The sequence below is a fragment of the Patulibacter medicamentivorans genome (assembly GCF_000240225.1).
GTDB classification, from domain to species: Bacteria; Actinomycetota; Thermoleophilia; order Solirubrobacterales; family Solirubrobacteraceae; genus Patulibacter; species Patulibacter medicamentivorans.
The window spans coordinates 1-13,306 of sequence record NZ_AGUD01000016.1; the positions used below are offsets into that span (position 1 = coordinate 1).

Here is a 13,306-nt window from a genome sequence, read left to right on the forward strand (position 1 = left end):
CTGGCGACCGCCTGGAGCGACGGGCGCGAGCGGGCGCGGGCCTGACCCGGCCGATCGCCGTCGGGGGCGCTCACTCCCCGCGGCCGGAGGGCAGCATCGCGGCCGCGGCGCCGTCGGCGCCGGGGTCGATCGCCTCGCCCGCCCAGGCCCGCTCGGCGACCGTCTCGCCGGGCTGGTGCTGGGGACGGCCGGCGGCGAACAGCGACGCCGCCGCCGCGATCAGGCAGGCGACCAGCGCGAAGCTGAAGGCCGCGGTCAGGGCGTCGCCGAACGGCCCGGTGATCAGGTGCGGGAAGAACTCGCGTCCGGTCAGCAGGTGCTCCTGAGCGGCCGGCAGGCTGTGCAGGACGTCGGGGCCCAGCAGGCTCGCGACCGGGTTGAAGCCGAGGAACGACGCGAACAGCGTGACCACCGGCGGCTGGTCGGCGATCCGGGTCGCGTCCGCGTTGGAGACCCCGTGGGCGACCAGGCCGTCGTGCATCGCCGGGCCCAGGCTCGACGCCAGGCCGACGATCATCAGCGAGAAGAAGACGCCCATCGACAGCACCATCGCCGAGTTCTGGAAGGTCGCCGTCATCCCGGCCCCGGCGCCACGCTGATCGACCGGCAGGCTGTTCATGATCGCCATCCGGTTCGGCGACGCGAAGAGGCCCATCGAGAGCCCGTTGAGCAGCAGCACCAGCGCGAACCAGACGTAGTCGAAGTCGACCGGCAGGGCCAGCAGCAGGCCGAAGCTGAGCGCCGTGCCGAGCATCCCGACGACGGCGAACGGCCGTGCGCCGAAGCGGTCCGACAGCACGCCGGACACCGGTCCCGCCAGCAGGAAGCCGACGATCATCGGGACCATGTAGATCCCGGCCCAGAGCGGCGTGTCGTGGAAGTCGTAGCCGTGCTGCGGCAGCCAGATCCCCTGCAGCCAGATGATCAGCACGAACTGCAGGCCGCCGCGGCCGATCGAGGCCAGCAGGCTGGCCAGGTTGCCGGCGGTGAAGTCGCGGATCCGGAACAGCGAGAGCCGGAACATCGGCTCGGCCGCGCGCAGCTCGATCAGCACGAACGCGATCAGCACGGCGATCCCGCCCAGCAGCAGGATCAGCACCTTCGGACTGGTCCAGCCCATGTCGTGCGAGCCGTAGGGCTGGATCCCGTAGGTGATCCCGATCATCACCGCGACCAGGCCGATGGCGAACGTCGCGTTGCCCCACCAGTCCATCCGCGCGTGGCGGCGCAGGCCCTGGTCGCGGAGCTTGGCGTAGGCCCAGTAGGTGCCGAAGACGCCGAACGGGACCGAGACCAGGAAGACCAGGCGCCACGAGACCGGGGCCAGCACGCCGCCGACGATCAGCCCGAGGAACGAGCCGGCGATCGCCGCGACGCCGTTGATCCCGAGCGCCATCCCGCGCTGGTGGGCGGGGAAGGCGTCGGTCAGGATCGCCGACGCGTTGGCGAACAGCATCGCGCCGCCGATCCCCTGGATGACGCGCATCCCGATGATCCAGAGCGCGCCGGCCGAGCCGTCCATCCACGTGACCGAGCAGAGGATCGACCCGAGGGTGAAGACCGCGAAGCCGAGGTTGTACATCTTCACCCGCCCGTAGATGTCGCCCAGGCGGCCGAGGCTGACGACCAGCACGGCCGTCACGACCATGAAGCCGAGGATCATCCACAGCAGGTAGTTCGTGTTGCCCGGCGCCAGCGGGTTCAGATGGATCCCGCGGAAGATGTCGGGTAGCGCGATCAGGAGGATCGACTGGTTGAGCGTCGCCATCAGGATCCCGAGCGTCGTGTTCGACAGCGCGATCCACTTGTAGCGCTCGTCCGGCTCGTCGGAGCGGGCGTTGGAGCGGGGAAGGGCGACGGCAGGCGACGACATCGGACCTCGGGGCGGGACGGGGGCGATCGTGGGACGGCGGCCGCGTGGGAGCACGGAGCGCCGCGAGAAGGTTGAGCTTAGCAAGCAAATCATTGGGTGGGCCACGTTTGGGCGCGTGAGCGCTCGTCGGTGCGGTGGCGGCCGGGTCGTGGGGGCGGCCGCCGGTGCGGGGTGGCCGGGTGGCGGGGAGGGAGCGGCCGGGTGGCGGGGAGCGTCAGGCCACCGGTCGGCCGGGGGCCGGCAGCTCCAGAACGGCGCGGGCGCGAACCCGGACGGCGTGAAGCGCGCCGTAGAGGGCCGGCGCGTCGCGCGCCAGGACGCGCGCGACGACCAGCGCGTCGTCGGGAGCGGAGGCCGATCCGAGGACGCCGGGCCGATCGGCGAGCGCGTCGGCGAGGTCGTCGGCGAGTCCGCGGGCGGCGGACGCGGAAGAGGCGGCGGGGTCGGGCAGCACCACGACGACGGTGCTGACCAGGTCGGCGCCGTCGAACGGCTCGCCGCCGGGGCCGAGGTCGGCGCCGTCCTGGAGCAGCGGCCGGCCGTCCCGGGAGATCCGCAGCCGGGTGTCGAGGCGCCGCCAGCCGAACCGCTCGCCGCGAGCGCTGCGACCGGCGGCGACGCTCTCCCAGGCGAGCAGCGCGCCGCTCGCCGCGACGTCGATCGTCGTCCGCTGGTGGACGGCCGCGTCGGCGTAGGGCATCAGGTGGTGGGGGACCCACTCGACGCGCGCCCGGGCGGCGACCGCGATCGACGTGTCGAGGACGGTCGGGTCGGCCCGTCCGGCGGAGGCGTGGTCGGAGGCAGGGCCCCCGTTCGCGTCGGCCGGGTGGTCCCGAGGGTCGCCGGTCGAGGCGAGGGCCGGCGGATCGCCGCCGCTGGCGGGCGCGCCGTCGCGGGCGCGGTAGACCCGGGTCGCGCCCTGGGTGACGAGCGAGACCGACGTGCCGGCACCGGCCTCGACGATCGTGTCCAGCCGGTCGCCGGCCAGCAGCCCGCCCGACGGGCTCGTGATCTGCAGCTCGCGCAGCCCGTCGCCGTCGCCATCCGTCAGCCGCACGGTCCCCGCCGGGAACGCGACCTCATCGGCCGCCACGACGGTCCGCGAACCGCGACGCTCCAGCCGGACCGCGAGTCGCCCGCGCCGGTGGACGGCGGCCGGCGCGGGCGCGGCGACCGGGCCGGGCACGGCCGGCGGGACCGCGGCCGCCGTCGCGGCAGCGGGCGCCGCCGGGACCCGCGGTCCGCCAATCCCGCGCGCGGCGTCGCGCGCGTCAGGCGGGCTGGTGGGAATGGTCGTGGCGGTGGTCGTCGTGGCGGTGGTGGGGGTCCGGACGGGCGGTCGAGGTCGCGGCGACCCAGCGCTGCTGCTCGACCGCCTCGACGACCCACGCGACGACGCCGTCGAAGCCGTCGCCGTGCATCACGGAGGCGGCGATCGTCGGCGCCCCGGCCCGCAGGGCGTCGGCGTCGCGGACCATCATCGCGACGTCGCTGCCGACCAGCGGCGCCAGGTCGACCTTGTTGATCACCAGCAGCTCGGAACGGGTCAGCCCGGGCCCGCCCTTGCGGGGCACGTCGTCGCCGCCGGCGACGTCGATCACGTAGATCGCGCAGTCGACCAGCTCGGGGCTGAAGTTCGCCGCCAGGTTGTCGCCGCCGCTCTCGACGAGCACCAGCTTCAGCTCGGGGAAGCGATCCTCCAGATCCTCGACCGCGCGGGCGTTCATCGAGATGTCGTCGCGGATCGCGGTGTGCGGGCAGCCGCCGGTCTCGACGCCGACGATCCGCTCGGCCGGCAGCACCCCGGCCCGCAGCAGCGCCTCGGCGTCCTCGCGGGTGTAGATGTCGTTCGTCACCACGGCGATCGGGAAGCGGTCCGCCAGCCGGCGGCAGAGCTCGGCGACCAGCGCCGTCTTGCCGGAGCCGACGGGGCCGCCGACCCCGATCCGGATCGTCGTGCCGTTGCGGCGCACCGGGTAGGGCGGGATGTGGATCGCGGTCGGGTCGTGCATCGTCGGGTCCTGGTCGGGGTGGTCAGGAGATGAAGAGGCGGACGCGCTGGCGCTCGTGCTCGGCGGAGCGGACGTCCAGCTCGGGCAGGAACGAGCACGGCTCGCGCGGGTCGACCGTCGCCGCGCGGGCGACGGCACCGGGGATCGCACCGGCCGCGCCCCACAGCGCGCGCTGGGTGACGACGCCGCCGAGCGGCACCAGCCGCTGGCCGGCGGCCGCCAGCGCGGCCAGGGTCGAGAAGGCCAGCGACTCGGCCGCCTCGGCCGGCCCGGCGTCGACCGCCCGGGCCGCGACGCCCCAGGCCACGGCCAGGGTGCCGGGCGTGGCACGGTCGGCGACGGCGTCGCGGAGCGCCCGCAGCAGCGGGTCGTGGAGGATCGCGGCGGCCGCGATCAGGAACCGCTCGCCGGTCGCGCGCGACGCCTCGCGGGTCTCGCGCGTGGCCCGGGTCGCGTCCAGGTCGTGATCGAGGTCGATCAGGGCGTCGAGCGGTGGCGCCGAGGCGGGCGCGACGTCGCGGTCGCTGCGCGACCGGAACGTCGCATCGAGCGCGACCCGGTGGGCGGCGAGCACGATCGCCAGGTCGCTGGTGGCCATCCCGTCGAGCTGGCGACGCAGCAGCCGCTCGAGGTCGTGCTCGTCGCGCAGCTCGCCGGCGGCGTGCGCGCCCTCGAGTCCGAGCGAGTGCGCGAAGGCGCCGGTCGGGAACGCCGTGTCGGCGAGCTGGAGCAGGCGCAGGAGGGTCGGCATGGGCGATCCGTCCCCGACGGCGCGCCGGAGCGCGCCGCCGGGTCCTCATCATCGCCGGTCGCGGGCTCCCGCGGGGCTGTCCAGGCGGACAACCCGGCCGGCTCCGGCTGGGCCGGTCCGGGTGGAGCGGGGGCGGGGTGGCCGGATAGGTTGGCGACGTGCGCTTCGACTGGATGTTCTCGCCGGTGGAGTGGCTCGACGGGCGGCTCGAGGCGTGGGCGACCGGCGCGCCGCTGGCGGTCGCTCTGATCGCGGCGCTGCTGCTGGGCCTGCGGCACGCTTCCGATCCCGACCACCTGATGGCGATCGCGACCCTGCAGGGGACCGGTGGAGCGCCCGCCCGCGGGGCGGCGCGGCTGGGGGCGTGGTGGGGCGTCGGCCACGCCACGACGATGGTCGCGATCGGCGTGCCGCTGATCGCCCTCGACGGTCGGCTCCCGGCGCCCGTGCAGGCGTGGGCGGAGCGGCTGGTCGGTGTCCTGATCGTGGCCCTGGCCCTGCGCGCGGCGGCCCGCTGGTGGCGTGGGCGGGCCGCTCGCGCGGATGACCCGGTGATCGCCGCCCGCGGTGCCGACTTCGCCGACGCCGGCACGCGCGCGCCCGCCGGCGAGGGGATCGCGGCCGATCGCCGGCCTGCGGCGGGGGTCGCCCCGCCCGCCGGACCACCGTCGCGGACCCCGCTGGCCGCCTTCGCGATCGGCGTCCTGCACGGGCTGGCTGGCACCGGGGCGATCGTGCTGCTGGTGCTCGCCGCGCTGCCGTCGACCGCCACGGCCTACCTGGCGCTGCTGGTCTTCGCGCCGATGAGCGTCGTCTCGATGGCGGCCTGCTCCGCCGCCTGGGGCTGGCTCGGCGGCCGCGTCTCGCGCTCGCGGCTGGTCGGCGACGTCTTCGCGGTCGCGGCCAGCAGCTTCGCCGTGGCCTTCGGCGTCTGGTACGTGGCGGCGGTCTGAGGCCGGCGGCCGCCTACGCGGCGACGGCGAGCGCCGGGGCGACCGGTGCCGGCACGAGCGGCCAGGCCGGCTCGACCCGCTCGTCGCGGCCCTGGCCCAGGAAGTAGTCCTGCAGCGAGCTGGCCTGCTGGGCGGCCCACTGGACCTGCCAGCGGTGGAGGGTGCGCAGGTCGGCGTCGCGCAGCTGCGCGTAGCGCTGGCCGAGCCTCCAGGCGACCCGCGCGGCGGCGATCGCGTCGGCGTCGGCCGCGTGGGCGGCGTCGAGCCGCACCGCGTAGTGCTCGGAGACCGCGGTCAGCGTCCGCTTGCCGCGGCGGTAGCGATCGGCGGCCTTGTCGATCACCAGCGGGTCGATCACCAGCAGCGCCTCGGCGCCGCCGATCCGGTCGACCAGCGGCCGGACGTCGTGGCGACGGGCTTCGCGGTCGAGGATCGTGAGGTCGAAGCGGGCGTTGAAGGCGACGACCGGCACGCCGTCGCGGACGTGGGCGGCGAGCAGGGCGACGACCTCCTCGATCGCCTCGCGCGCGTCGCGGCCGTGGGCCCGGGCGTGCTCGGTGGTGATGCCGTGGACGGCGGTGGCGCCGGCCGGGATCTCGATCTCCGGGTCGACCAGCCAGTCGTGGCTCTCGGTGGGAAGGCCGCCGCCGACGATGCTGACGGCCGCGGTGACGATCCGGTCGTGCTCCAGCTCGACCCCGGTGGTCTCCAGGTCGAACGCGGCCAGTCTGCCGGAGTGCCAACTCACCCATTGGACGGTAGAGACGGGTCCGGACGGGGTCCGGCGGCCCCGGGCACCGGCGGCCGGCGGGGACGCGCGGCGGACACGCGGCAAGGTCCCACGGTTCGCCCGGCTATCCGGGGGCCGGGATGGGATCTTGCGCCCGCCCCGCCCCGCCCCGCCCCGCCCGCCCGACGACGGCTAGAACAGCGAGTAGCGCTGGGCCATCGGCAGCACGTCGATGGGCTCGGCGTAGGCGCGGACCCCGTCGACGGTGACGACGTAGGTCTCCGGGTCGACGGCGATCTGCGGCGTCAGGTCGTTGTGGACCATGTCGGCCTTGCCGATCGTCCGGGTGCCGCGGACGGCGACGCAGCGGCGGCGCAGTCCCAGCTGCCGGGGAACCCCGTCGTCGAGCGCGGCCTGCGAGACGAAGGTCAGCGAGGTCGCCGCCGGACCCCCGCCGATCGCCCCGAACATCGGCCGCAGCAGCACCGGCTCGGGCGTCGGGATCGACGCGTTCGGGTCGCCCATCTGCGCCCAGCCGATCATCCCGCCCTTGAGCACCAGCTCCGGCACGACGCCGAAGAACGCCGGTTCCCACAGCACCAGGTCGGCGAGCTTGCCGACCTCGATCGACCCGACCTCGTGCGCGATCCCATGGGTGATCGCCGGGTTCAGGGTGACCTTGGCCACGTAGCGCTTGATCCGGGCGTTGTCGCCGCGATCCCGGCCGGCCTCGTCGGGGCCGTCGCCGGGCAGCGGGCCGCGCTGCACGCGCATCTTGTGGGCCGTCTGCCAGGTTCGGGTCCAGACCTCGCCGACCCGTCCCATCGCCTGCGAGTCGGAGCTGATCATTGACAGCACGCCGAGGTCGTGGAGGACGTCCTCGGCCCCGATCGTCTCGCCCCGGATCCGCGACTCGGCGAAGGCGACGTCCTCGGGGATCTCGCGGCTGAGGTGGTGGCAGACCATCAGCATGTCGAGGTGCTCCTCGAGCGTGTTGCGCGTGTACGGCCGGGTCGGGTTGGTCGACGACGGCAGCACGTTCGGCTCGCCGGCGATCGCGACGATGTCCGGGGCGTGGCCGCCGCCGGCGCCCTCGGTGTGGAAGGTGTGGATCGCGCGGCCGCCGATCGCCGCGACGGTGTCCTCCAGGAACCCGGCCTCATTGAGCGTGTCGGTGTGGATCGCGACCTGGACGTCGAGCTCGTCGGCGACGTCCAGGCAGGTCGCGATCGCGGCCGGGGTGGTGCCCCAGTCCTCGTGCAGCTTGAGGCCGCAGGCGCCCGCCCGGACCTGCTCGCGCAGGGGGTCGGGCACCGCCGCGTTGCCCTTGCCGAGCAGGCCGACGTTGACCGGCAGGTCCTCGACCGCCTGGAGCATCCGGTGCAGGTGCCAGGGCCCGGGCGTGCAGGTCGTCGCCTTGGTCCCCGCCGCCGGGCCGGTGCCGCCGCCGAGCATCGTCGTGATCCCCGACGCGACCGCGTCGGTGGCCTGCTGAGGGCAGATCCAGTGGACGTGGCTGTCGATCCCGCCGGCGGTCAGGATCCGTCCCTCGCCGGCGATCACCTCGGTCCCGGCGCCGACGACGATGCTCACCCCGTCCATCGTGTCGGGGTTCCCGGCCTTGCCGATCGCGGCGATCCGGCCGCCGACGATCCCGACGTCGGCCTTGACGATCCCCCAGTGATCGACGATCAGCGCCCCGGTGACGACCGTGTCGACGGCGCCCTCGGCGTTGGTCGCGACGCCTTGCCCCATCCCCTCGCGGAGGGTCTTGCCGCCGCCGAAGACGGCCTCCTCGCCGGCGACGGTCAGGTCCTGCTCGACGCGGACGGTCAGGACGGTATCGGCCAGCCGCACGCGGTCGTCGACCGTCGGGCCGTACATCCGGCCGTAGCGGTGGCGGGAGAGGCGGTCGCTCATCGGGACGGCCCGGCCGGCGCGTCGGTGGCGGGGTCGGGGTCGGGGTCGGCGATGAAGCCACGCTCGCGAGCGGCCGCGAGCGCTCGTGCCCGGACGCCCGGGTCGTCGAGCGGGCCGCCGATCAGGCCGTGGAACCCGCGCACGACGCGTGCCCCGCCGAGCGGCATCACCTCGACCTCGCGGACCTCGCCCGGCTCGAACCGCACCGCGGTCCCGGCGGGGATCGCCAGCCGCGTGCCGTAGGCGGCCTCGCGGTCGAAGCGCAGCGCGCGGTTGACCTCGAAGAAGTGGAAGTGGCTGCCGACCTGGATCGGTCGATCGGCGACGCTCGTGACCCGCAGCGGCGTGCGGGGAGCGCCGGCGCGCAGCGACACGTCGCCGGCGGCGGGCAGCAGCTCTCCGGGAACGGTGGTCGGTGGAAGGAGGTCGGGCATCGGTGGTGCGGACGCTACCGCCGGCCCTGCGGACTTCGACCGTCCCGCCGACCAAGCGTGGTGGGAGGACGTGCGCCGCGGCGGCGGGTCGCGCGGTCGCGGTCAGCGGCCGTCGCGCTCCAGCAGCACACGCAGGGCGTCGGTCTGGATCGCGTTGGCGTCGCTGATCCGCCGAAGCTCCTCGAGCTGCAGGTCGGTGGTCTGCCGCAGCGCCTGCATCTCGCTCAGCTGCAGCGCATCGCGGCGCTCGCTCGCCTCGCGCGCGGCCCGCAGCTCGGCGAGCAGGTCGGCGCGGCGCTGCTCGGCCGCCTCGCGCGCGGCCTGCAGCTCGGCGAGCAGGTCGGCGCGGCGCTGCTCGGCCGCCTCGCGCGCGGCCTGCAGCTCGGTGAGCAGGTCCGCGTGGCGGCGCTCGGCGACCTCGCGCGAGGTCCGCATCTCGACGAACAGCTGCTCGTCGCGGGCCCGAGACTCCGCCCAGCGGGCATCGCTGTTCTCCCGCTCCTCCGCCCAGCGGGCGTCGCTCTGGGCCATCGCCACGTGCCCGTCGGCGCGCAGGATCCGGATCTCCTCGAGGATGTCGGCGATCCTGCGCTCGATCTGCTGCAGCTTCCGATCGGTCATGCGACCGATCTTCCCGAGCGACCGGTTGCGACTCAAGGCTGCGGCTGGTCCGGAACCGCGCCGGATCGGTGCCGGCTTCGCGCAGGCGGCGGCCGGCCCGCTCAGCGCGAGCGGACGGTCCGCACGGTGGTCGTCAGCGAGATCCCGGTGCCGCCGGCGTTGGTCGCCTGGACCGCGCAGCCGACCTGCCAGCCACGGTGGCTGGAGCGCAGCTTGTAGCGACGGCTCTTGCTCATCTTCGTGGTCCTCGAGCGGCTGCCCTTGATCCGGAAGAAGGCGTAGTAGAGCTTCGGCCGACCGGACCAGCGACCGGCGTCGCAGGTGACCGTGCGCCCGACGCGGGTCGTTCCCCGCAGCGCGATCGTGCGTCCGCCACGGGGGGAGACCGGGATCTCGGCGGCGGTCACGTTGCGCTCGGCGACGGCGGCGTCGATGAACGTCCGGACCTCGGGCGCGGCGACGTTGGCGAACAGGTTCATCCCGCGCGCGCAGTCCTGCTCGGCGATGTCGGTGACGCCGGCCACCACGCCGCCGACCGACCCCGAGCCGCCGCTGTCGCCCGAGCAGGCCGCGTGGCCGGCGCGGATCGTGCAGAGCATCGCGGCCGGCGCGTCGGTCCGGCAGAGGCCCGCGGTCACGACCTGGGTCTGGACCTGGCGCAGGGTGCCGAAGTCGTCGGCGGTCGAGGAGCTGATCCCGAAGCCGGTGATCGTCAGCGCGGTGCCGGAGGCGACGTAGCTGCCGGTCGCCAGCAGCCCGACCGGCTTGATGTTCGGGCCGCCGAGGGCGAGCGGCGTCTTCAGCGTCACGACGGCGACGTCGTCGGGGATCGTGGCGCTGCTGTAGCGCGGGTGGACCCGGATCGTCTGGACCTCGTGGACGGAGGCGGCGGCGCGGCCGGCGGGCGTGGTGATGTCCGGGCTGCCCGCGGCGACCAGCATCGCGCTCGGCGGGACGGCCGAGCCGTTGTCGATCACGCAGTGGGCGGCGGTCAGGACGTGCGTCGCGTCGAGCACCGAGCCGCTGCAGGTCGCGTAGCCGTCCGAGACCTTGGTCTGCAGGTTGACCGCGAACGGCGCCGCCGCGCTGGTGCCGAGCGCCGTCCCGCCGACGATCCGCGGCGTCGCCTGCCCGCCTGCGGAGCCCCCGCCCGAGAGCGCGCCGGCCGGCCCGGCCGCCTCGATCGCCGCGAGTCGCGCCGCGTCCGAGCGCGGTGCGGCGGTCGCGACCGCGGGGACCGTCCACGCACAGAGCAGGACGGCGACGAGAGACCAGATCGTGCGGCGCATGAGCACCGGAGCCTAGGCCGGTCGGCGCGATCGCGTCGCAATGGTGCCTATGAAGCGGTGAAGGATCTGGCCCTCCCTCGACCACGGATCGAGGGTCGAAGGCGCCCCGGACGACTGAGTGTACTCCGTACGGATAGCCTCCGCCGGCCCGTCGCACGACGGGCGACCGTTCCCGACCGGAGGTTCCCGTGTCCCTCACCCTGCGCCCACTGCGCATGCGTCTCGCCACCGTCGTCGTCCTGCTGCTAGCCCTGCTCGCGGTTCCGACGCTGTCCGCCTGCGGCAACGACGAGAAGGCCTCGAAGACCGAGATCGTGACCCGCCTCGGCCTCGCCGCCGGTGCCACCAAGCACTGGATCGTCGACCCCGCCCGCGAGGGTGGCTTCAAGAAGGGCGCCGACAAGCGCAAGCGCACGATCGCCAAGGCCGTCCTGGCCGGCGGCTTCACGCTGCGGATGCTGCAGAAGGCCAAGGAGGAGGCCAACCAGGATCCGAAGCTCAAGAAGCTGCTCCCGAGCATCGCCGGCGCGACCGCGGCGATCACCGCGCTGCGTGGCGTGATCGGCGGCGGCGACGAGGGCGCCATCTCCAAGCTGATCGGCGGCGGCAACCCGCTCGACGGCCTGCTCTCCGCCGCGCGCGGTCAGGGGCTGGACGTCAAGGAGGAGGTCCCCTCGGCCGCCAAGCTCGTCGGCGGCTGAGCCGACCGAGCACCGCCCGGTGCGCGGCCCGGTCAGACGATCGGGTCGTGCACGGTCACCAGCTTCGTCCCGTCCGGGAACGTCGCCTCGACCTGGACCTCGTGGATCATCTGCGCCACGCCGTCCATCACGTCCTCGGCCCGCAGCACCTGCTTGCCGAGCGTCATCAGCTCGCTGACCGTGCGGCCGTCGCGCGCGCCCTCCAGCAGCTCGGCGGTGATCAGCGCGATCGCCTCCGGGTGGTTCAGGCGGAGGCCGCGCTCGCGGCGCCGGCGGGCGACGTCGGCGGCGACGTGGATGAGCAGCTTCTCCTGCTCGCGAGGGGTCAGGCGCATGGTGGCGGGGGCGCGCGCGGCCGTTTGCGGCCCGCGCGACGGAGCCGATCGTAGTCCAGGACCGGGACCGGGCACGCGCCATCGCGTACAGGTGAGCCGCCGCGAGCTTGGACGCGGAGGCGCCCTCCGTCGTTGCCGTTCGTAGTGGGATGGGAGGCCGTGGCAGCGCGGCCGACTTCGATCCCGCCACCGTGGCGGGCACGCCACGCCCCGTGCGGGGGTCCGTGGTGAGCGCGGCCGCCGCCGAGGGCCGCGCCGGCCAGGCGACGAGCGCCCGTGGCGTCGTCTTCCCGCGGACCAAGTTCCACCGCCCACCCGGGCGGCCGGAGCACGTCCTCCGCGACCGGCTGCTGGAGCAGATCGCGCGCAGCGGCGCCCGCAACCTGCAGGTCAGCGCCCCGCCGGGCTTCGGCAAGAGCACGCTGCTGGCCCAGTGGGCCGGCGACCGCGAGCGGGTGGCGTGGGTCTCGCTCGACGGGGACGACCGCGGGGCGCGGCTGTGGTCGGCGGTCCTGGCGGCGCTGCATCCGCTCGTCGGCGAGCCGCTCGACGCGGTCCTGGAGGCCGCGGCCGCGGCCGCCGCCGACCTCCGCGACGACGTCCTGGTGGCCCTGCTGGACGCGCTCGACGCGACGCCCGAGCCGATCACCCTGGTGCTCGACGACGTCCACCTGGCGCTCGACGACGAGCCGACCCGCGCGAGCCTCGACTGGGTCCTGGGCCGCCTGCCGGCGCCGCACGCGTTCGCGCTCGGCGCTCGCCGCGGGGCCGAGCTGCCGTCGCTCGGGCGGCTGCGGATCCGCGGCGAGCTGCTCGACGTCCGCACCGACGAGCTGCGCTTCAGTGGCGAGGAGACCGCGCGGTTCCTGCGCGACGGCCTCGAGCTCGAGCTGGACGACCGCACGGTCGGGGCGCTCGAGCGGCGGGTCGAGGGCTGGCCGGCGGCGCTCTACCTGGCCGCGCTGCGGCTGCGGCTGGGGGAGCCGATCGAGCAGGTCCTCGGCCAGCTCGGCTCCAGCGACGAGGAGCTGTTCGGCGCGCTCGCCGACGAGGTCCTCTGCTCCTGGCCCGAGGCGCACCGCCGCTTCGTCCGCGAGACCTCGCTGCTGGACCGCTTCACCGCCGACCTCTGCGTGCGCACGCTCGGCGGCGACGAGGAGGGCACCCGCGAGGCGTTCCGCGAGCTGACCCGCACGTCGCTGCTGCTGATCCCGCTCGACCGCACGCGCACCTGGTACCGCTGCCACCACCTGCTGCGCGACGTGCTCCGCCAGCGGCTGCAGGAGGAGCAGCCGTCGCGCGCGCGGCAGCTGCGCGTCCGCGCCGGCGCCTGGCTGGAGAGCGAGGGCGGCGAGAGCGAGCTCTACGAGGCGCTCGAGCACTACCTGGCGGCGCGCGAGTGGAACCTGGCCGCCGAGCTGCTGGCCCGCCACAGCCTGCGGCTGGTCGGGTTCGGGACCCTCGGCGAGCGGGCCCGCGGCTGGCTGGCCCGGTTCCCGCCGGCGGTCGTGCGGGGGGATGCCCGGCTGGCCTACGTCAGCGCGCTGGTGGCCGCGGTCGACGGCGACCGCGGCGGCTGCGACGCCTGGCTCGCCGCCGGGGCCGAGGCCGGCTGGGACGGCCCGATGCCGGACGGCACCGCGTCGTTCGCGCTCGCCGCCCGCGCGCTGGCGGCGATGGTCTGCTT

General features: G+C 75.0%; 13 protein-coding genes. 3 read left to right on the plus strand and 10 right to left on the minus strand.

Translation table 11 applies throughout. The annotated features are described in order from the left end of the window. Positions 1–70 precede the first annotated feature (70 nt). The 4 genes from PAI11_RS02365 to PAI11_RS02380 all read right to left on the minus strand — a co-directional run bounded on the left by PAI11_RS02365 (position 71) and on the right by PAI11_RS02380 (position 4,636). Positions 71–1,873, minus strand: coding sequence for an MFS transporter (locus tag PAI11_RS02365; RefSeq protein ID WP_007570460.1), 1,803 nt, complete (start codon positions 1,871–1,873; stop codon positions 71–73). 214 nt (positions 1,874–2,087) lie between these two features. Then, positions 2,088–2,966, minus strand: a complete 879-nt coding sequence (locus tag PAI11_RS23800) for an urease accessory protein UreD (RefSeq protein ID WP_170320672.1) — start codon at positions 2,964–2,966, stop codon at positions 2,088–2,090. Between the two features lie 178 nt (positions 2,967–3,144). After that, entirely contained in the window at positions 3,145–3,885 is a 741-nt protein-coding gene (gene ureG / locus PAI11_RS02375) for an urease accessory protein UreG (RefSeq protein WP_007570464.1), read from the minus strand. 22 nt (positions 3,886–3,907) lie between these two features. Continuing rightward, positions 3,908–4,636, minus strand: a complete 729-nt coding sequence (locus PAI11_RS02380; RefSeq protein WP_007570466.1) for an urease accessory protein UreF — start codon at positions 4,634–4,636, stop codon at positions 3,908–3,910. Positions 4,637–4,794: 158 nt separating this feature from the next. Between PAI11_RS02380 and PAI11_RS02385 the strand changes: the two genes are divergently transcribed. Continuing rightward, positions 4,795–5,589, plus strand: coding sequence for a hypothetical protein (locus PAI11_RS02385; protein WP_007570467.1), 795 nt, complete (start codon positions 4,795–4,797; stop codon positions 5,587–5,589). A 13-nt stretch (positions 5,590–5,602) separates the two neighbouring features. On the opposite strand, the gene PAI11_RS02390 is transcribed toward PAI11_RS02385, so the two are convergent. The 5 genes from PAI11_RS02390 to PAI11_RS02410 form a co-directional block, all read right to left on the minus strand. Beyond that, on the minus strand, positions 5,603–6,337 hold the full coding sequence (locus tag PAI11_RS02390; protein ID WP_007570469.1) for an exonuclease domain-containing protein: 735 nt from the start codon (positions 6,335–6,337) through the stop codon (positions 5,603–5,605). 174 nt (positions 6,338–6,511) lie between these two features. Continuing rightward, positions 6,512–8,239 (minus strand): urease subunit alpha, encoded by a 1,728-nt coding sequence (locus PAI11_RS02395; RefSeq protein WP_007570471.1) that lies wholly within the window; start codon positions 8,237–8,239, stop codon positions 6,512–6,514. Then, positions 8,236–8,673 carry an urease subunit beta gene (locus PAI11_RS02400; RefSeq protein WP_007570473.1) on the minus strand — a complete coding sequence of 146 codons (438 nt, stop codon included), beginning with the start codon at positions 8,671–8,673 and terminating at the stop codon, positions 8,236–8,238. The genes PAI11_RS02395 and PAI11_RS02400 overlap by 4 nt, the downstream gene beginning before the upstream one ends. A gap of 102 nt (positions 8,674–8,775) precedes the next feature. Further along, positions 8,776–9,294, minus strand: a complete 519-nt coding sequence (locus PAI11_RS02405) for a hypothetical protein (RefSeq protein ID WP_007570475.1) — start codon at positions 9,292–9,294, stop codon at positions 8,776–8,778. Between the two features lie 101 nt (positions 9,295–9,395). Further along, a complete protein-coding gene (locus tag PAI11_RS02410; RefSeq protein WP_007570476.1) occupies positions 9,396–10,583 on the minus strand; it encodes a S1 family peptidase in 1,188 nt (395 codons plus the stop codon). 215 nt (positions 10,584–10,798) lie between these two features. Between PAI11_RS02410 and PAI11_RS02415 the strand changes: the two genes are divergently transcribed. After that, on the plus strand, positions 10,799–11,284 hold the full coding sequence (locus PAI11_RS02415; RefSeq protein ID WP_007570478.1) for a hypothetical protein: 486 nt from the start codon (positions 10,799–10,801) through the stop codon (positions 11,282–11,284). 32 nt (positions 11,285–11,316) lie between these two features. Here PAI11_RS02415 and PAI11_RS02420 read toward each other — a convergent pair whose 3' ends face one another. Further along, the gene (locus PAI11_RS02420) at positions 11,317–11,619 is read right to left on the minus strand and encodes an urease subunit gamma (protein ID WP_007570481.1); all 303 of its coding nucleotides are present in this window, start codon (positions 11,617–11,619) and stop codon (positions 11,317–11,319) included. 227 nt (positions 11,620–11,846) lie between these two features. Between PAI11_RS02420 and PAI11_RS26745 the strand changes: the two genes are divergently transcribed. Then, positions 11,847–13,306, plus strand: a 1,460-nt coding sequence (locus PAI11_RS26745) for a winged helix-turn-helix domain-containing protein (protein WP_040597820.1), incomplete at its 3' end; no start/stop codon positions are given.